Below are 18,568 nucleotides of genomic sequence, written 5' to 3'. Positions count from 1 at the left end.
GGACCGAACTATCACGTTTCCTGCTGAGGTGGATTTGAAGTCCTACAAGTTTCTTTTGGCCGGACTTCATGGGCTCGAAAGATCTGGGAAGAAGGACATAATCCTTGATTTTTCCAACACTAAGAAAGCTATGCCTAGCGCCATGATTGGTTTGATATCTCAGCTATCTCCTGAGATTTCGTATCTTTTCGTAGCTCCCGAAGACAAAAAGCTCGCGTCCATATTCAAGAAGAACTGCTGGGAATTTCACATCCTTCGTCAGCCGTTCGACGATATTCCGAAATCAGTTTCGGGAAGCACTTCACTCATCCACGTTATGTCGAGCAAGCAAGTGCACTTGGCCGTGGATCAGGTTCTCAGGACCATCCTGACTGCGGTTCCGGGGGTTGGTCGACCTCAACTTCAAGCACTCGAATGGTCTCTGAATGAGGTAGTCGACAATGTATTCAACCACGGAGGATCCCGAAACGGGGCCTATCTAGAAGCGACAATTTTCAAGAAAAAGCGGGTGGTTGAGTTTGTTGTCGGAGACTCCGGCAAAGGAATTCCAGAGTCTATGAAAAGGATTGGAATTCATAACGCCCCCGAAGCCCTAAGCCAGTCAATCAAAGAGGGCGTGACAAGCAACAAAGGATACAACAAAGGGAACGGCCTATTTGGTACATCCCAGATTGCGATGAAATCCAAGGGGCATTTCCTTATGGATAGCGGGTATGCAAGATTGTTCTACAATAGAATGAACAACTCGGTTTCTTCGTCTTCAGAGAAAATTCCCTTCTCAGGAACATTGGTGCACTGGTCGGTCGGCCTCGACGATCCAGATCTGCTAAAAAACGCATTGGTATTTGAAGGAAAATCCCATGAAATATATTTCGACTTCATAGACAAGACTTTTGATCATGATGAAGATCATTATACTATATTTGTTAGAGACCGTATTGGCGACATATCAACTAGAGCTGGCGGAGAACGTTTCCGAAATCTAGTTGAAAACTTGGCCGCCGCCGCTGATGATGGGGGCGGCGTGATCATATCGTTTGCGGACATCTCGGTGATCAGCAGCAGCTTCGCTGACGAAGTCTTCGCGAAGTTGGCCGAGAAAAGGGGCGAAGAATGGCTAAGGCGCCGAGTACTCGTTCAGCGAGCGAATGATGTCATTCAAGGCATCATTTCTCGCGAAATCGCTTCCCGGCTTAGGCAGACAAACTAGAATCCGAGACTGACCATGTTCTCCAAAATCCTCATCGCCAACCGAGGCGAAATTGCTGTTCGCGTCATCAAGACCTGCCGCAAGATGGGCATCAAAACCGTCGTCGTCTATTCCGACGCCGACGCTGGTTCGCTGGCGTGTGAGATGGCGGATGAGACGGTTCACATCGGCCCGTCGCCCGCTGCCCAGTCCTATCTGATCCAGGATAAGATCGTGGACGCCGTGAAGCAGACGGGGGCGCAGGCCGTGCACCCCGGCTTCGGTTTCCTGTCGGAAAACGCCGGGTTTGCGCGGCGGTTGAAGGCCGAGGGCATCGCCTTCATCGGGCCGAACCCCGAGGCGATTGACGCCATGGGCGACAAGATCACGTCCAAGAAGTTCGCGGCCGAGGCGGGCGTCTCGACCGTGCCGGGCCATATGGGCCTGATCGAAACGCCGGAGGAGGCCGTGAAGATCGCGCGTGAGATCGGCTATCCGGTGATGATCAAGGCCTCGGCCGGGGGCGGGGGCAAGGGCATCCGCGTCGCCCATTCGGACGACGACATGGCCGAGGGCTTCGCCGCCGTGAAGGCCGAGGCGCTGAACGCCTTCGGCGACGACCGCGTCTTCCTCGAGAAGTTCATCGTCGACCCGCGCCACATCGAGATTCAGGTGCTGGGCGACAAGCACGGCAACGTCATCCACCTGTTCGAGCGCGAATGCTCGATCCAGCGCCGCAACCAGAAGGTCATCGAAGAGGCGCCGTCGCCCCTGCTGGACGAGGCCACCCGCGCCGCCATGGGGGCGCAGGCCGTCGCCCTGGCCAAGGCGGTGAACTATGACTCGGCGGGCACGGTCGAGTTCGTCGCCGGTCAGGACAAGAGCTTCTTCTTCCTTGAGATGAACACCCGTCTGCAGGTCGAGCATCCGGTGACGGAGCTGATCACCGGCGTCGATCTGGTCGAACAGATGATCCGCTCGGCCTGGGGCGAGCAGCTGGCGATCAGGCAGGAAGACCTCTCGATCAACGGCTGGGCCATCGAGAGCCGCATCTACGCCGAGGACCCCTATCGCGGCTTCCTGCCGTCGATCGGCCGTCTGGTGCGCTATGAGCAGCCCGAGGAAGGCGATCAGGGCGACTACATCGTCCGCAATGACTCGGGCGTCCGCGAGGGCGACGAGATCAGCATGTTCTACGACCCCATGATCGCCAAGCTGTGCGCCTGGGGCGAGACGCGCGAGGACGCCGTGCGCGGCATGGCCCGCGCGCTGGAGGACACCCATCTGTCGGGGCTGGGCCACAATGTGCCCTTCCTGGCGGCGGTCATGGACCAGGAACGCTTCCAGTCCGGCCAGCTGTCGACCAGCTACATCAAGGACGAGTTCCCCGAGGGCTTCCACGGTCTGGCGCCGACGCCGGAGCAGGTGAAGATCCTGATCGCCTCGGCCGTGGCCATGAACGAGGTCATCGCCGAACAGGACGGCGACCCCAGCGAGCGCACCGACTGGACCGTGCTGGTCGACAAGACGGCCCATGAGGTCGAGGTCGGCTATGACGAGGCCGAGGACCTGATCGTCGCCATCGACGGCGAGGAGGTCTCCCTGTCGGAGATCGACTGGCGGCCGGGCCTGTCGCTGTTCAAGGCGGTGCTGGACGACGACGCCTTCACCGCCGAGGTGAAGCGCGCCGCCGACGGCTTCGACATCCGCCACCGCGCGGCCAAGGCGCGGGTGCGGGTGCTGCGTCCCGACGTGGCGCACCTCTATGCTCTGCTGCCCGAGAAGCAGGCGGCGGACACCTCCAAGCTGGTGCTGTCGCCGATGCCGGGTCTGGTGGTCGACATCCCCGTCACCGAGGGGCGGGAGGTCAAGTCCGGCGAGACCGTCGCCATCATCGAAGCCATGAAGATGCAGAACATCCTCAAGGCCGAGCGCGACGGCAAGGTGAAGGCCGTCAAGGCCAAGGCCGGCGATCCGGTGGCGGCCGACGACGTGCTGGTGGAGTTCGAGTGATGCTTTCCCTCTTTCGTCATCCTCCGGCGCTCCGCAGGAGCGACCGGGGGACCCAGCGGCGCCGCAGCGAAGCGAAGGCGACAACGCCGTGTTTCGATGGGGCGCACGGCGTGCGTGACAGCTTCGCGCTTTCGCGCGCCGCTGGGTCCCCCAGTCTGCGCCGCTGCGCGGCTGGCCGGAGGATGACGAAGGAAGAAGGAGCGGCCGCATGACCTTCCCCAACCCGACCCCGCTGGAGTGGCGCGAAGCCGCCGTAAAGGCGCTGAAGGAGCGTTCGCTGGAGAGCCTCATCCATCTGGATGCGGATCATCTGGCGACGAAGCCCCTGTATGGGGCGGCGAACGGCGGCGAGTCGGTGTTTGCGCCCCGGCCCTCGGATTCCGAAGGTCGGGCGTGGGACGTGCGGGCGCTGAACGAGGGCGAGGACGCGGACGCCCTGAACCGCGCCATCCTGACCGATCTGGAAAACGGGGCGGCCTCCATCCTGATCGCCGGGCCGGTCGCGGCGGATGTCGGGCGTCTGGCGCGCGCGCTGGACGGGGTGGCGCTGGAGCTGGCGCCGGTGGCGCTGGACGCCGGGTTCGACGGGGTGAAGGCGGCCGAGGCCCTGTCGGCGGTCGCCAAGGGTTCGCCCCGCGCCAAGCTGGCCTTCCACCTCGATCCGATCTCGGCCTATGCCGAGGCGGGCGGGGCGCCGGGCGACTTCGCGGCCCTCATGGCTGCGACGGCCAAGGCGGCGGCGGCCCACGCCGCGACCTATCCCGAGGCGACGCTGTTCATGGCCTCGGGCCGTGCAGCGCACGAGGCGGGCGGCTCCATCGCCCAGGAACTGGCCTTCGCCGCGTCGTCGGCTGTGGCCTATGTGAAGGCAGCGGTTGAGGCGGGTCTGTCGGTCGAGGCGGCTCTGAAAGGCGTGGTCCTAGGTGTCGCCGTCGATCAGGCCTATTTCGACTCCCTGGCGAAGATCCGCGCGCTGCGCCTGATCGGGGCCAGCGTTTCTAGGGCGTTCGGCGCCGAGGTTCCGGCGGTCATCGAGGCGCGCTCGTCGCGACGGATGCTGTCGGCGCGCGATCCGTGGCCGAATATGCTGCGCCTGACCGCCGCCGGGTTCGCCGGGGCCGTGGGCGGGGCTGATGCGGTGGTGCTGGACGGCTTCACCCGCGCGGCGGGCCTGCCGGACGACTTCGCCAAGCGTCAGGCTCGCAACACCCAGCTGATCCTGATGGAGGAGTCCAATCTGGGCCGCGTGGACGATCCGGCCAGCGGTTCCTGGTATCTGGACGCCCGCACGCGTGAGTTGGCCGAGGCCGCCTGGGCCGAGTTTCAGGTCTATGAGGCCGAAGGCGGCGTCATCGCCTGTCTGGAAGGCGGGGTGATCCAACCCCGCATCGCCCGCGCTCGCGACATGGCTGAGAAGGCCTTCAAGGACGGCGCCGCCCAGATCGTCGGCGTCACCAAATTTGTCGACCCGGACGTGCGTTCCGCGCCGGTGACGCCCGCGCCCGCCGTGGCCGCCGTCGCCGGAGCGTTCGAGGCCTTGGCGCCTGTTCGCTTCGCCGCCGCCTTCGAGGAGGCCGCCCAATGAGCTTTCCTAATTTCTCCAAGGTCCCCCTTGATCTGCGCGCGACCGACGCCGGGCCTGAGCGCGCGCCGTGGACCACGCCCGAGGGGCTGACGGTCGAGACGGCCTATGGGCCGGAGGCGCTGGACGGGCTGGACTTCATCCACGGCCTGCCGGGCTTCGCTCCCTTCGTGCGCGGGCCCTATCCGACCATGTATGCGGGCGCGCCGTGGACCATCCGCCAATATGCGGGCTTCTCGACCGCCGAGCAGTCCAACGCCTTCTATCGCCGCAACCTGGCGGCGGGGCAAAAGGGCCTGTCGGTCGCCTTCGATCTGGCCACCCACCGGGGCTATGACTCGGACCATCCGCGGGTGAAGGGCGACGTCGGCATGGCCGGCGTGGCCATCGACAGCATTCTGGACATGCGCACCCTGTTCGACGGCATTCCGCTGGACCAGATGTCGGTGTCCATGACCATGAACGGCGCGGTGCTGCCGATCCTGGCCCTCTACGTTGTGGCGGGCGAGGAGCAGGGCGTCGACCACGCCAAGCTGACCGGGACCATTCAGAACGACATTCTGAAGGAGTTCATGGTCCGCAACACCTACATCTATCCGCCTGCGCCCTCGATGCGGATCATCGCCGACATCTTCGAGTGGACGGCGAAGGAAACGCCCAAGTTCAACTCCATCTCCATCTCCGGCTATCACATGCAGGAGGCGGGGGCGTCGGCGGATATCGAGCTGGCCTACACCCTGTCGGATGGGATCGAATACCTGCGCGCGGGCAAGGCGGCGGGCATGGAGATCGACCGTTTCGCGCCGCGCCTGAGCTTCTTCTGGGCCATCGGCATGAACTACTTCATGGAGGTGGCAAAGATGCGCGCCGGCCGCCTGCTGTGGGCCGAGGCGGTGAAGCGGGAAGGCGGCGTCAATCCGAAGTCGCTGTCCCTGCGGACCCACTGCCAGACCTCGGGCTGGTCGCTGGCGGCGCAGGACGTGTTCAACAATGTGCCGCGCACCATGGTCGAGTGCATGGCGGCGGCGGGCGGCCAGACGCAGAGCCTGCACACCAACGCGCTTGACGAAGCCCTGGCCCTGCCGACCGACTTCTCGGCTCGGATCGCGCGGAACACGCAGATCCTGGCGCAGGCCGAGACGGGCCTGACGCGCGTCATCGACCCGTGGGGCGGCAGCTTCTACGTCGAGCGCCTGACGCAGGAGCTGGCGACCAAGGCCCGCGCCCTGATGGAGGAGGTCGAGGCCTACGGCGGCATGGCCAAGGCCATTGAAGCGGGCATCCCCAAGCTGCGGATCGAGGAATCCGCCGCCAAGACGCAGGCCCGCATCGACACGGGCCAGCAGACGGTCGTGGGGGTGAACAAATATCTGAACCCCGTGGTCGACGACATTCCGATGCTGAAGGTCGACAACGCCGAGGTGCGCGCCCGTCAGATCGAGAAGCTGCAACGCCTGAAGGCCGAGCGGGACGAGGCGGCGACGCAGGCCGCGCTGGACGCTCTGACCGAGGGCGCGCGTGGCAATGAGAACCTGATGGAGCTGGCGGTGCGGGCGGCCCGCGCCAAGGCCACTGTGGGCGAAATCTCCGACGCGCTGGAGGCCGCCTTCGGCCGCCATATCGCGACGGTGAAGATGGTCTCGGGCGTCTACGCCAAGGAGGCTGGGAACGATCCCAAGGTCGCCCGCGCCCGCTCGATGGTTGCGGCCTTCGTCGAGAACGACGGCGGCCCGCCGCGCATCCTGATCGCCAAGCTGGGTCAGGACGGCCATGATCGCGGCCAGAAGGTCGTCGCCACCGGCTACGGCGACATCGGCTTCGACGTGACGGCGGGGGCTCTGTTCCAGACGCCGGCGGAGGCCGCGCGCGATGCGGTCGAGAAGAACGTCCACGCGGTCGGCGCCTCGTCGCTGGCGGCGGGGCACCTGACGCTGGTGCCCGAGCTGAAGGCCGAACTGGCCAAGCTGGGGCGCGAGGACATCATGATCGTGGTCGGCGGCGTCATTCCGCCGTCGGACGTGCAGCCTCTGATCGATATGGGCGCGGCGGCCGTCTATCCGCCCGGCTCGGTCATCGCCGAGACGGCCGTGGACCTGATCGAGAAGCTGAACCAGCGCCTGGGCTATGCTCAGCCCGCGCCAGTCCAGAACATGGGGGAGACGAAGAAGTGATCGGCAACCTGAACCACGTCGGCGTCGCCACGCCCTCCATCGCCGAGTCGATCAAGCTGTATCGCGACGTGCTGGGCGCGACGAAGATCGGCGAGCCGTTCGACCTGCCCGCGCAGGGGGTGAAGGTCTGCTTCATCGACACGCCGACGGCCCAGATCGAACTGATCGAGCCGTTTGACGAGACCAGCCCGATTACCGGCTTCCTGGCCAAGAACCCCAAGGGCGGGCAGCACCACGTCTGCTTTGAGGTGGCGGACATTCATGCCGCCATCGCTGAAATGCGCGCCAAGGGCGTGACCATCCTGGGCACGGGCGAGCCGCGGATCGGCGCGCATGGCACGCCGGTGGTGTTCCTGCATCCCAAGGAGATGGGCGGGGTGCTGATCGAACTGATGGAGACGCCGAAAGAGGCGCACTGAGCTCCGGTTTTGTAAAACCGATACAGGCAAAAGGCCCGGTCGCGAGACCGGGCCTTTTCTATGACGGTGAGCAGCGTGACGCCGATCAGTACAGGATCTTCCGCAGGCTGATCCTGAACGTCCGGCCCATCGGGTCGAGGTAGTCGGGCTGATACGACAGCGGCGTGTTCCCCAGACCGTCACGCACATCCAGCCGTTGATCGAAGATGTTCTCGACGCCGAGGCTGACGCGCGTCCCCTTCAGCCACGGATAGCGCGAGACCAGGTTTTCGCGCGACGACAGGTCGGCGAACAGGTTCAGGTTCACCGTCGTCAGGTCCGAGAAGCTGAGGTCGTCGTCGGGCGAGGAGCCGCCGTTGATACGGGTGGATTCCTTCCAGTTGGCGTTCAGGAACCCGCCCATGCCGCTCTTGAAGGCGCCCATCTGCAACTGGACTTCATTGCGGGACTGGCCGCCGCGCGCGCCGATGGCGGCGCCGTCCAGCAGGTCGAGCACGGGCAGGCCGTCGCGGATCGTGATCTCATCCTGGATGCGATAGGTGTGATACAGCGAGACGTTGAACCGGCCCTGGCCCGGCATCATGCCGCCGCCGCGACCCCGTCCGCCGGGGCCGCCCGACCCGCCGGCCTGCATCCGCACCGCTCCACCCGGAGGAGGGCCGCCTGCGCCCGGAGCGCCGCCAGGGGGCGGACCGCCCTCGACCCGCATGACGGTCGGCGCGCCATCCGGAGCGCCGCCGCCCGGCCGAGCGCCGGCGCCAGCGCCGCCCGGCGCGCCCGATCCGCGCGGACTGCCGCCGCTGCGTGCGTTCATCCGGGCCATGGCCGCCGGGTCAGGCTTGCCGAAGGCGGTGGAGAAGTTCAGGCCCCAGCGGATTTCCTGCTGCTCCGCCTTCTGGAAGTTCAGCGGCCGAGCGTCGATCGACAGCAGATTGCCGTCCAGATCGCGGGTGAAGCGCTCGGGCAGGGCGGCTTCCAGTTCCGGCGTGATGGTCGGGAAGGAGGTGATGGAGCCTTCGGTTTCGGTGCGGGTGTAGTTGGCTGTGAACCGCAGGTCCTTGTCCTTCAGCGGCGTCAGATTGACGCCGAACTTCAGGACGCGCTTGGTCTCCTCGGACAGGTTGGGGTTGCCGCCTTCGATCCGGGTGATGGTGACGGACTGGCCGGTGGCGAAGTCATAGACCGGCACGTTGGGGGTCGACAGCGTCGGGTCGTTCAACTGCGACATCGACGGGGCCTTCTGCTCGTCGGCCCAACTGGCGTTGAAGTTGACCGGCTCCCACGGCGACCAGTTCAGCCCGACCGTATAGGCCGAAAGGCCGCCGAAGTCGGACAGGTCCTCATAGGCCAGGTTCAGGTTGGCCGACAGATTGCCGAGCGCGCCCAGCACTTCGCGGTCGCGGTTGGCGATGGGCAGGTTGAAGTTGCCCGAGGCGCTGGTGCGGTCGCGCGACAGGGAGCGTTCGGAGAAGACGCTGGCCTGTTCCTGTTCAGAGAAGCGCAGGGTCTCGGAATCGAGCGACTGGCTGTCGAAACCGATCTTGAAGGTCGAGGTCAGCGATCCGGCCGGACCTTCCCAGGCCGTGCCGTTGATGACGCCTTCGATGCTGGACTTGCTGGAGACGGAGCGGGCGGTGTCGAACGGATTGGTCGGCAACTGGCCCAGGTCGCCGAAGGGGTCGATGACCCCCGCAGTCACCCCCGCCTGCAGGGCTTCGTCGTTGAGGCCGCGTCCGGTGCGGGTCTTGGTCTCGGCGCGGTCATAGCCGCCGTTCACCGTCCAGCGCCAGTCGCCCAGATAGCCGTCGACCAGGAAGCCCAGCTGACCCGACAGGGTGTCGCTGCTCCGTCCCAAGGCGCCCGGCGCATCGACATAGCGGTGCAGCAGCACATCGCTGGCGAAGGGCGAATACGGGCTGGTCGAGGGCAGGGCGAGGCTGAGGCCCGGCAGGCCCAGATAGGAGAAGCTGGTGGTATCGGACAGTTCCCCGCTGAGCGTCAGGGACATGGTCTGGTTCAGGTCACGCACCAGCGAGCCGGTGATGGAGCTGTTCTCGCGCTGGGGCGACAAGGTGCGATAGGCGGTCAGGTCGTCGGTGCGCGGCCCGACGCCGAAGTCGCCCAGGCCGGCGCCGCCTGCCGCGCCCGCGCCGACCGAAGCGGTCGTCACGCTCTGGCCCAGCAGGGCCGACAGGGCGGGATCGATCTCGCCGCCGCCGGGCGCCGTGATATTGCCCATCAGGTCATAGGGAACGCCGTCGCGGCGGATGTTGCGCTCAGTCTCGAACAGGGGGCTGTCGTTCTGATAGCCGAGGTCCAGCGTCCAGCGCTGCTTGCCGGCGATGCGCAGGACGTTGTTGTCGATCTGCGTCAAGGTGCGGCCGCCCTGCTCGGGGCGGCGCACGCTGGCCTGGGTCGTCAGGGAGCGGAAATCGGCCTTGAGCACGAAGTTCACCACCCGCTGGTCGGCGCTGTAGCCGTAGGACAGGGCGGTTTCCTCGGGCAGGATTTCGGTGCGCTCGATCGCCTCGGGCGGAATGCCGCGAATTTCACGGAAGCCCGAGATGCGGCGGCCATTGACCAGGAAGACCGGCGAGCCGCCCCGCGAACTGCGCGTCACCGGCTCCAGCAGGGTCATCAGCTCCTGAATGCTGCTGGCGCCGTAAGCCTTGATCTGTTCTTCGTCGAGGACCAGTTCCGGCTCGTAATCGCCTAAGGCTGCGCCGCGCCGGGCGGTCGTCACGACCTCCAGCGTGCCCAGGTCATAGGCGTCATCGTCGATCTCTTCCTGCGGCACAGGGGTTGCGGTCTGGGCGGGCGCAGCCTGGGCGGGAGGAGAGGAAGCCGCCGCCGTGTCGGCAGGAGACAGGGAGGCGAGGGCGAACAGCAAGGCGACTGGCGACATGTCGAGTCCTAAAGGCAACCGGGAAATAGGCACGCTCGCGGTCGAAGCCCTGTCTCATCGACCGCATCGGCCCAGATAGAGAACAATGTGCGCCGAAAAGGGGCGCAATCGCACTCAGGAATTAAACTCCTGTAATAAGAGGCTTAGTCCCGTCAGAACCGACATGGGTCCAACGGACGAAGGGACGGAATCCGTCGGATCCCGCCCCCTGTTTTTTGCAGCGTGGAAGAAACCTAGAAGCGGGCGCGCACGCCGACCGTCAGGTTGCGCCCGCGCAGGGGCGCCGTCTCGGCCAGGAAGGAGGCGTGGTTGAACGCCGTCTCGTCCAGCAGATTGGTCCCGCGCAGGAAGATCTGCGAGCGGACCGGCCCCAGATCGACGTCATAGGCGATCGTGGCGTTGACCATGTCGTAGCCCGGCGTCTCGGTCTCGAAGGCGGCGATGTCGGTCTGTTTGAAGGTGCGGCTGTATTCGACGTCGCCCGACCAAGGTCCCTGGAAGGCGGCCAGACGCACGCCCGCCCGCGCCGCCGGGATGCGCGGCAGGTTCCCGCCGTCGCCTTTCAGCTCGCCCTGGACGTAGTCGCCGAAGACCGTGCCCGACAGCCACGGCGTGAACTGTTGCGTCAGTTCGCCCTCGATGCCGGTGAAGGTCGCGTCGGCCTGGCTGTAGCGGATCAGACGGAAATCTTCGTATTGATCCAGCGTTCGGGCGAAGATGTAGTCGTCATAGACATAGTGATAGGCGCTGACCGATCCGGTCAGGGAGCCTTCGGTCTTGCGCAAGGTGAGTTCGATCGAATTGGCCGTCTCGACGCTCAGATCGGAATCGCCGATCTCATAGGTGTTGGTCGCCAGGTGGACGCCGTCGGCATAGAGCTCCTGAGCCGAGGGCGCGCGCTGCGAACGTGACAGCGACACGGCGCCCGTCCAGCCGGGGGTGAAGTGCCATACAGCTGCGCCCGAGATGGAGAAGGGCTTGTGTTTGACATCGGCCAGTCCGAGCGCCGAGGCCTCCTGCCATTCCTGACGCAGGGCGCCCTCCAGGTGCCATAGGCCGATCTCGTACTCCTCCATCACGAACAGGCCGGTGTTCTTGGTCGTGCTGGGCGCCAGGAAGCTTTCGAGACCGACGGCGGCGAAATCGCTCTTGCTCAACTGCAGGCCGACGACGCCCTTGAAACCGGCGATTTCGCGGTGCTGGGCCTCGATCCGGCCGTCATAGCCCTTGTTGGTGAAGGTCGTGGCGACGACGCCTTCTTCCAGCTCGCTGTGCTCATAGTCAGTGTAACCGGCGCGCAGACGTACGTTCTCAATGCCTGGCAGCGGATCGCGCAGTTCGCCGCGCAGATCGACCCGGCGGCTCTTCAGGCGGACTTCGGGGGCGGCGTGGTCGTGGTCGCCTTCATGGTCGTGCCCATGGTCGTCGTCGCCGTGATCGTGGTCGTCATGGCCATGATCGTGGCCGCCGCCGCAGTGGAGGTGGTCTCCGTGAGGGTGGCAGCCCTCATATTCGTGGCTGTGACCGGCCAGGCCGTAGCGGCTGGTCTGTTCCGTATAGGCCGCGCCCAGATAGCCGCGCGAGCCGATCCAGGAGGCGCCCAGAGTCGCCGTCGAGGTTTCATTATAGGAGCCGTCCAGGCGCGGTTCGTCCCAGCCCGGAACCTTGTAATCGTCCGACTTGCGCGCCGCCGCTTCGACGCGGAGGGCGAAGTTTCCGGCCCCGACCGTCATGCCGACCACGCCGGCTTCTTCATTGTCGACCGAGCCGAGACGATATTCGGCCACGCCTTCTCCGCCTTCAGCCGGGATGCGGGTCGGGATCTTCTTGTCCAGCAGATTGACCGCGCCGCCGATAGCGCCGCCGCCATAGAGCAGGGCCGCCGGACCGCGCAGGATCTCGACGCCTTCCAGCAGCAGGGGCTCGCCGCTGACGGCGTGGTCGGGCGAGACTTCGGAAGCGTCCATCAGGCCCGCGCCTTCGCTCAGCACCTTGACGCGAGGCGAGGTCTGGCCGCGCACCACCGGCCGGCTGGCGCCCCCGCCGAAGGTGTCGGAGTTGACGCCGGGGATGCTGCTGAGGGTGTCGCCCAGTGTCGACTGGCGCCGGTGAACCAGGTCGTCGCCGCTCAGCAGGGCGACGTGCGAGCCGACGTCGTCGCCTGCGCGGCCCAGGGGCAGGGCGCGCACGACGACCTCATCCACCTCATAGGCGTCGGCGGCGCGGGGGGCGTGATCGTGCGGGTCGTTCTGTGACTGACGCTGTACGACATCCTCGGCGAAAGCAGGCGCAGCGACGCCCAGGCTGGTCACCGCCGCCGCCCCCGCGGCCGTCAGCAGGAAGGTCCGAAATCGCATGTCACGCATCCCCGTTACAATGATGTGAGGCTTGATATGTTATAGTATATCATTACGCAACCACCCCCTTGACGATTTCGTCTTGGAGGAGCCTTCACAAGCCCGCGACGTTGCAGCAGGGTCGCTGTTTCAAGGGGGCCGCCATGACCAGAACCGTTACGTTTCAGACCATCGCCCTGACCGCCGGGCTGGGCCTGCTGGTCGCTGGTTGTTCGCAGGAGAAGCCAGCCGAGCCGACCTCGCCGATCGAGGCCCCGGCGATGCAGGACGCGGCGGCCGTCGGCTATGCCTGCGAAAGCGGCAAGACGGTCGTTGTCGCCTATCCTGACGCCCAGACCGCCCGCGTCTCCTACGAAGGCAAGGACTACGCCCTGACCAGCGTCGTCTCGGCCAGCGGCGCCCGTTATGCGGGGCAGGGGCTGGAGTGGTGGACAGCCAGCCGCGGAGAGACGGAGAGCGGCACGCTGAGCCGTATGGGGCAGGGGGATCAGGCGTGCGGCGTCATCATCGAGCGCTGCAGCCGCCCGGTCGCGGCGGTGGCGCCGCCGCCTTCGGGCGCACCCTGCGCCGCCGAGAACCTGCGTCTGGCGGTCGAAGGCGGCGATGCTGGCATGGGTCACCGCGTGACCACTCTGGCGCTGAGGAATACAGGCCCGTCCGCCTGCACGGTCACGGGCTATCCCTCCGTCAGCCTGTTGGACGGCGACGGCAAGCTGCTGACGGGCGTTCGGGCGGCGCAGGGGCCGGGCAACTATTTCGCGCAGGGGCGCGCGCCGACGCCGGTGGAGATCCGCCCGCAACAGGCCGCCTGGTTCGATCTGGCCTGGAGCGTCATCCCGCATGAGGACAAGGGCGAGGCGACCTGTCCTTCGGCCAAGACGGTGCGGGTCACGGCGCCGGGCGCGGCGAGCGCCATCGCCCTGCCGCTGGCCTTCACGCCCTGCGGCGGGCAGGTTGAGGTCAGCCCCTTGCGCCCCGTGGCTGAGGCCTCGGCTCAGGCGGCTGCGCCCGCCGCAGGCTAGGGGTTCAAACCTGCCGAGATTCAGCGTAGCGGAGCAAACATGACCCAGAATATGACCCAGGCTTTCTACGACCGTGTTTCCGCCGAATTGGCTGATATCGACGCCCAGGGGCTGACCAAGCCCGAGCGCGTCATCGCCTCGCGCCAAGGGCCGGTGATCTCCGTCAACGGCCGCGACGTGCTGAACTTCTGCGCCAACAACTATCTGGGCCTAGCGGGCGACGAGCGCGTCACCCAGGCCGGGATCAGGGCGCAGGAGAAGTGGGGCGCGGGCACGGCGTCGGTGCGCTTCATCTGCGGCACGCTCGAAATCCACAAGGAGCTGGAACGCGCCATCGCCGACTACCTCGGCTTTGAGGACGCCATCCTGTTCGCCGCCGCCTTCGACGCCAACGGCGGCATCTTCGAGCCGCTGTTCGGGGCCGAGGACGCCATCGTCTCGGACAGCCTGAACCACGCCTCCATCATCGATGGCGTGCGCCTGTCGAAGGCTCAGCGCTACCGCTTCGCCAACTCGGACATGGCCGATCTGGAGACCAAGCTGAAGGAGGCGCGCGCCGCCGGCGCCCGCAACATCATCATCGCCACCGACGGCGCCTTCTCGATGGACGGCTATATCGGCAAGATCGACCAGATCCGCGCCCTGGCCGACCAGTATCAGGCCCTGATCATGGTCGACGACTGCCACGCGACCGGCTTCCTGGGCGACAAGGGCAAGGGCTCGTTTGCGCACTGCGGGGTCGAAGTCGACTTCGTCACCGGCACCTTCGGCAAGGCGCTGGGCGGGGCGATGGGGGGCTTCATCTGCGCCCGGTCGAACGTCGTGGAACTGCTGAAGCAGCGCGCGCGGCCCTACCTGTTCTCCAACGCTCTCGCGCCCGCCGTGTGCGGCTCGTCGCTGGAGGCCATCCGTATCGCTGCGGGCGAGGAAGGCGACAAGCTGCGGACACAACTGTTCGCCAATGCCGCGCGCTTCCGCTCGGCGATGGCGCAGGCAGGTTTCGACCTGCTGCCGGGCGAGCACCCGATCATCCCGGTCATGCTGGGCGACGCCAAGCTGGCGCAGGACATGGCCGCGCGCCTGCTGGAGCTGGGCGTCTACGTCATCGGCTTTTCGTTCCCCGTGGTGCCGCGCGGTCAGGCTCGCATCCGCACCCAGATGTCGGCGGCCCACACCTTCGAACAGATTGATCAAGCGGTCGCGGCGTTCACGACGGCCGGCAAGGAATTGGGAGTTATCTGATGACCGACACCATGAAGGCCCTGGCCAAGACGAAACCGGCCGAAGGGCTGGAACTGATCGACGCCCCCATCCCCGTAGCGGGCGACGAGGACGTGCTGATCAAGGTGCATCGCACCGCCGTCTGCGGCACCGACATCCACATCTGGAACTGGGACGAATGGTCCCAGAAGAACGTGCCGGTTCCGATGATCACCGGCCACGAATTCTCGGGCGAGATCGTTGCTATCGGCAAGGACGTGGATCGCCGTCTGAAGGTGGGCCAGCGCGTCTCGGCCGAGGGACATGTGATCGATCTGAACTCCGAAGCGGCCCGCGCGGGTCACTTCCATCTGGACCCCGACACGCGCGGCATCGGCGTGAACCGTCAGGGCGCCTTCGCAGAGTACGTGGTGGCCCCGGCCTTCAACGTCATCGAACTGCCGGACGATGTGCCCTATGAGATCGGCTCCATCCTCGACCCGTTCGGGAACGCTGTGCACACGGCGCAGCAGTTCGACCTGCTGGGCGAGGACGTCATCGTCACCGGCGCCGGCCCCATCGGCATGATGGCGGCGGCTGTGGCGCGTCATGCGGGCGCGCGCACCGTGGTTCTGACGGATATCAATGACTTCCGGCTGGAACTTGCCCAAAAGGTCGCGCCGGGCGTGCGCACGGTCAACACCACCAAGGAAGACCTGCGCGACGTGATGCACGAACTGGGCCTGAAGGTCGGCTTCGATGTTGCGCTGGAGATGTCGGGCTCGCCCGTCGCCTTCAAGCAGTGCGTCGACACCCTGATCATGGGCGGCGGCATGGCGATGCTGGGCATTCCCAGCAAGCCGATGGAGACGGACTGGGGCGCGATCATCCTGAAGGCCCTGACCATCAAGGGCGTCTATGGGCGTGAGATGTTCACCACCTGGCGCAAGATGCTGGGCCTGCTGAAGGCCGGTCTGGACCTGACCCCGCTGATCACCCACCAGATGCCCTATCAGGACTTCGAGGCGGGCTTTGAGGCCATGAAGTCGGGCCAGTCCGGCAAGGTCGTCCTGAACTGGGCCGATTGAGGCGGGGCGGCCTGGATCAGGCCGCCAGCAGCTTGATCAGGGCGGTCTCGAAAGAGGCCGCTTCTGACTTCGGCAGGCTTTGCGCCAGCCGCCCCTGTTCGAACAGGGTGACGACCGCAGGGTGGACGTAGGACGAGCGGCAGACGGTCGGCGTATTGCCCAGCAGACCCGCCACAGCCTTGATGCAGATCGTCACCTTCCGTTTGGCGTCGGCGGCCGAGGTCGGGGCCTCGGCGTCGCGCAGGGCGCGGGCGGCGGACACCGTACCGGCCCAGGTGCGGAAGTCCTTGGCTGAAAACTCCTCTCCCGCCGCCTCGCGGATATAGGCGTTGACCTCGTCCGAGGTGACGGGATGCAGGGCGCCGTTCGCATCGCGGTATTTGAACAATTGCTGACCGGGCAGATCCCGCAGCGTCCGGACCACCGTGGCGAGGCGTCGGTCGCGGACGCTGACGCTGTGTTCGATCCCGCTCTTGCCGCGAAAGGCGAAGGTCAGGGCGGCGCCGTCCACATCCAGGTGGCGTTTGCTGAGAGTGGTCAGGCCGTAGGAGCGGTTCTGGCGCGCATACTGGGCGTTGCCGACGCGGATCAGGGTGATCTCAAGCAGGCGCACGGCGGTGGCCAGCACCTTTTCCCGACACGGGCCGCGCCGGTACAGGTCGTCCTCTACGCGCTGTCGCAGACGGGGCAGGGCGCGGGCGAAGGCGGGCAGGCGCTCGAACTTGTTCTCGGCCGCATGAGCCGTCCAGTCGGGGTGATAGCGGTACTGCTTGCGGCCGCGCGCATCGCGCCCCGTCGCCTGAATATGGCCGGTGGCGCGCGGACAAATCCACACATCGGTCCAGGCCGGCGGGATGGCCAGGGCGCGGATGCGGTCGAGCATGGCGGCGTCCCGGATCAGGTCGCCGTCCGCATCCCGATAGCAGAAGCCGCGACCGGAGCGACGGCGAGTCAGGCCGGGGCTGTCATCACTGCACCAGGTCAGCCCTTTCGGCGGTGGGGGATGAGGGGACGTCACACGCCGACCTCGCGCAGGCGGGCGCGCAGGATGTTGATCCAGTCGCGGGCCTCGTCCCCGCCCCACAGGTTCCAGGCGATGTAGCCCGCCGAGGGCTTGATCGGATCGGCCCAATGGCGACCGTGCCTGTCCACGGCGTGACGAGCGAAATAGCTGTACATGGATTTGATGTCGCGATCGCTGAGCGGCGTGCGCGACATCAGTTGTTCCGCGCGGCTAACGCCGACCTCGGTCCCGCCGCGTCCATGTTGTTCGCGAAGGGCCAGGCCTTGCCGGGCCGCCTTGGCGATGGCGGCTCCGGGCGTGCGGTCTTCGTCGGACAGGGCCGGGTGGTCGATCATCATGGCTCTTCTCGGGCGGCATACGGCAACGGCGGCCGCGTCGAGCGGTTCCTTAGCCGAGTCTCGCCGATGGCTTGACCTGAAGGCGCAGGCGAGGGACGGAGCGGCATGAATTATCGTCACAGCTTTCACGCCGGAAACTTCGCCGACCTGGTCAAGCACGCCCTGGTGCTGTGGCTGCTGAAGGATCGCCAGGCCAGGGGGCCGGTGACGGTGTTCGACACCCACGCGGGGGCGGGCCTCTATGATCTGTCGGGCGACGCCCAGCGCTCGCGCGAGGCCGAGGCCGGGGTGGCGCGGCTGATGACCGCCGAGGCGCGGCCCCCGCTGATCGAAGCGCTGGCGGCTGAAGTGGCCGCGCTGAATCCCCAAGGCGGCGTGCGGTTCTATCCGGGCTCGCCGGTGCTGACGGCGCGGGCGCTGCGGCCGGAGGATTCCTATCGCGGTTTCGAGCTGAACCCGCCTGTCGAAGCCCTGCTGAATGAGGCTCTGGCTGCATGGCCGAACGCGACGGGACGGGCGGGCGACGGCTATGAAGAGGCGGTGCGCGCGGCCAGAGGCGTCAAGGCGCCGTTGGTGCTGATCGATCCGCCGTTCGAGCGGCCTGACGACTATGTCCGCTCGGCCGAGACGGCGGCGGCGGTGGTGCGCGCGGATCCGACGGCGTGCGTCGCGATCTGGACGCCCTTGAAGGACCTGGAGACGTTCGACGGCTTCATCCGGCGGCTGGAGCAGGCGGGGTTGTCGCGGGTGCTGGTCGCCGAGGCGCGCCTGCGGCCACTGAACAATCCGATGAAGATGAACGGCTGCGCGATGACGGTGGTCAATGCGCCGTCGGGGGCCGAAGCGGCGGCGGCTGAAATCTGCGGCTGGACGGTTCAGGCGCTGGGCGACGCCGGGGCCCGGGCCGAGGTCTGGCGCGCGGGCTAGCCGCTTGTCGGCTCGCCTGGTTCATAGAGGTGAGGCTCGAAAGTGGCGATGGCCAGGATCGGACCCATGGCGGCGACGATCTGGGGGTGGCGCGTCATGGCCTTCCAGTCCGTGGCGCTGGCCCAGATCGCGTGATTGGCGGCGACGCGGCCGTTCAGTCCGCGATGCAGGGTCGCCGAGACAAAGCCGGGCAGGCCGGACTGCACCTTCGCCAGAGCCGCAAGGCGCTCGATCAGTTCGTCCAGGTGGCGCTGGTCGCACTTGAAGATGTTGATCAGCACGACCGGATCATCGGTTGCGGTCATGACGGTTCGTCCCATTGCCTTGGCTGAT

14 protein-coding genes are annotated in these 18,568 nt (G+C 66.2%); 9 read left to right on the top strand and 5 right to left on the bottom strand.

The window, feature by feature from the left end; translation table 11 throughout:
• The first annotated feature begins 34 nt into the window (after window positions 1–34).
• The 5 genes from H556_RS15985 (at window position 35) to mce (ending at window position 7,374) form a co-directional block, all read left to right on the top strand.
• A complete protein-coding gene (locus tag H556_RS15985; RefSeq protein ID WP_155802401.1) occupies window positions 35–1,210 on the top strand; it encodes an STAS-like domain-containing protein in 1,176 nt (391 codons plus the stop codon).
• Window positions 1,211–1,225: 15 nt separating this feature from the next.
• Window positions 1,226–3,202: an acetyl-CoA carboxylase biotin carboxylase subunit gene (locus tag H556_RS0103515; RefSeq protein WP_024353136.1), complete on the top strand. Its 1,977-nt coding sequence runs from the start codon at window positions 1,226–1,228 to the stop codon at window positions 3,200–3,202.
• 208 nt (window positions 3,203–3,410) lie between these two features.
• Entirely contained in the window at window positions 3,411–4,787 is a 1,377-nt protein-coding gene (locus H556_RS0103510; RefSeq protein ID WP_024353135.1) for a methylmalonyl-CoA mutase family protein, read from the top strand.
• Window positions 4,784–6,955, top strand: a complete 2,172-nt coding sequence (scpA, locus tag H556_RS0103505) for a methylmalonyl-CoA mutase (RefSeq protein ID WP_024353134.1) — start codon at window positions 4,784–4,786, stop codon at window positions 6,953–6,955. The genes H556_RS0103510 and scpA overlap by 4 nt, the downstream gene beginning before the upstream one ends.
• On the top strand, window positions 6,952–7,374 hold the full coding sequence (gene mce, locus H556_RS0103500; protein WP_024353133.1) for a methylmalonyl-CoA epimerase: 423 nt from the start codon (window positions 6,952–6,954) through the stop codon (window positions 7,372–7,374). The genes scpA and mce overlap by 4 nt, the downstream gene beginning before the upstream one ends.
• An 85-nt stretch (window positions 7,375–7,459) precedes the next feature.
• Here the strand turns inward: mce and H556_RS16715 are convergent, their stop codons facing one another.
• Window positions 7,460–10,279 carry a TonB-dependent receptor gene (locus tag H556_RS16715; protein WP_024353132.1) on the bottom strand — a complete coding sequence of 940 codons (2,820 nt, stop codon included), beginning with the start codon at window positions 10,277–10,279 and terminating at the stop codon, window positions 7,460–7,462.
• 233 nt (window positions 10,280–10,512) lie between these two features.
• Window positions 10,513–12,636, bottom strand: a complete 2,124-nt coding sequence (locus tag H556_RS0103490) for a TonB-dependent receptor domain-containing protein (RefSeq protein ID WP_245559406.1) — start codon at window positions 12,634–12,636, stop codon at window positions 10,513–10,515.
• Between the two features lie 143 nt (window positions 12,637–12,779).
• On the opposite strand from H556_RS0103490, the gene H556_RS0103485 reads away from it, so the two are divergent.
• Genes H556_RS0103485 through tdh form a run of 3 tightly spaced genes read left to right on the top strand, consistent with a single transcriptional unit; the run spans window position 12,780 to window position 15,946 of the window.
• Window positions 12,780–13,658 (top strand): DUF4232 domain-containing protein, encoded by an 879-nt coding sequence (locus H556_RS0103485; protein ID WP_024353130.1) that lies wholly within the window; start codon window positions 12,780–12,782, stop codon window positions 13,656–13,658.
• Window positions 13,659–13,709: 51 nt separating this feature from the next.
• Complete coding sequence (locus H556_RS0103480; protein ID WP_024353129.1) at window positions 13,710–14,900, top strand: glycine C-acetyltransferase; 1,191 nt, start codon at window positions 13,710–13,712, stop codon at window positions 14,898–14,900.
• Window positions 14,900–15,946 (top strand): L-threonine 3-dehydrogenase, encoded by a 1,047-nt coding sequence (gene tdh / locus H556_RS0103475; RefSeq protein WP_024353128.1) that lies wholly within the window; start codon window positions 14,900–14,902, stop codon window positions 15,944–15,946. Before H556_RS0103480 ends, tdh begins: the two co-directional genes overlap by 1 nt.
• A gap of 16 nt (window positions 15,947–15,962) precedes the next feature.
• Here the strand turns inward: tdh and H556_RS0103470 are convergent, their stop codons facing one another.
• Together H556_RS0103470 and H556_RS0103465 are read right to left on the bottom strand one after the other, a co-directional pair.
• On the bottom strand, window positions 15,963–16,964 hold the full coding sequence (locus H556_RS0103470) for a DNA topoisomerase IB (RefSeq protein WP_024353127.1): 1,002 nt from the start codon (window positions 16,962–16,964) through the stop codon (window positions 15,963–15,965).
• A complete protein-coding gene (locus tag H556_RS0103465) occupies window positions 16,961–17,308 on the bottom strand; it encodes a hypothetical protein (RefSeq protein WP_211216092.1) in 348 nt (115 codons plus the stop codon). Before H556_RS0103465 ends, H556_RS0103470 begins: the two co-directional genes overlap by 4 nt.
• A 105-nt stretch (window positions 17,309–17,413) precedes the next feature.
• Between H556_RS0103465 and rlmJ the strand changes: the two genes are divergently transcribed.
• Window positions 17,414–18,235, top strand: a complete 822-nt coding sequence (gene rlmJ / locus H556_RS0103460) for a 23S rRNA (adenine(2030)-N(6))-methyltransferase RlmJ (protein ID WP_024353125.1) — start codon at window positions 17,414–17,416, stop codon at window positions 18,233–18,235.
• Here the strand turns inward: rlmJ and H556_RS0103455 are convergent.
• Window positions 18,232–18,540: an antibiotic biosynthesis monooxygenase family protein gene (locus H556_RS0103455; RefSeq protein WP_024353124.1), complete on the bottom strand. Its 309-nt coding sequence runs from the start codon at window positions 18,538–18,540 to the stop codon at window positions 18,232–18,234. The two genes, rlmJ and H556_RS0103455, sit on opposite strands and share 4 nt — an antisense overlap.
• Window positions 18,541–18,568: the final 28 nt, after the last annotated feature.

The organism is Brevundimonas naejangsanensis DSM 23858 (genome assembly GCF_000421705.1).
GTDB lineage: Bacteria > Pseudomonadota > Alphaproteobacteria > Caulobacterales > Caulobacteraceae > Brevundimonas > Brevundimonas naejangsanensis.
Note: the sequence above shows the minus strand (reverse complement) of the source record. Positions and strands in the feature narration are given on the sequence as shown.

Bases quoted from the DNA above. Each gene is read 5' to 3' on its own strand.
- H556_RS0103515 (WP_024353136.1), top strand. From the start codon at position 1,226: ATGTTCTCCAAAATCCTCATCGCCAACCGAGGCGAAATTGCTGTTCGC.
- H556_RS0103510 (WP_024353135.1), top strand. From the start codon at position 3,411: ATGACCTTCCCCAACCCGACCCCGCTGGAGTGGCGCGAAGCCGCCGTA.
- scpA (WP_024353134.1), top strand. From the start codon at position 4,784: ATGAGCTTTCCTAATTTCTCCAAGGTCCCCCTTGATCTGCGCGCGACC.
- H556_RS16715 (WP_024353132.1), bottom strand. From the start codon at position 10,279: ATGTCGCCAGTCGCCTTGCTGTTCGCCCTCGCCTCCCTGTCTCCTGCC.
- H556_RS0103490 (WP_245559406.1), bottom strand. From the start codon at position 12,636: ATGCGATTTCGGACCTTCCTGCTGACGGCCGCGGGGGCGGCGGCGGTG.
- H556_RS0103485 (WP_024353130.1), top strand. From the start codon at position 12,780: ATGACCAGAACCGTTACGTTTCAGACCATCGCCCTGACCGCCGGGCTG.
- H556_RS0103480 (WP_024353129.1), top strand. From the start codon at position 13,710: ATGACCCAGGCTTTCTACGACCGTGTTTCCGCCGAATTGGCTGATATC.
- tdh (WP_024353128.1), top strand. From the start codon at position 14,900: ATGACCGACACCATGAAGGCCCTGGCCAAGACGAAACCGGCCGAAGGG.
- H556_RS0103465 (WP_211216092.1), bottom strand. From the start codon at position 17,308: ATGATGATCGACCACCCGGCCCTGTCCGACGAAGACCGCACGCCCGGA.
- rlmJ (WP_024353125.1), top strand. From the start codon at position 17,414: ATGAATTATCGTCACAGCTTTCACGCCGGAAACTTCGCCGACCTGGTC.
- H556_RS0103455 (WP_024353124.1), bottom strand. From the start codon at position 18,540: ATGACCGCAACCGATGATCCGGTCGTGCTGATCAACATCTTCAAGTGC.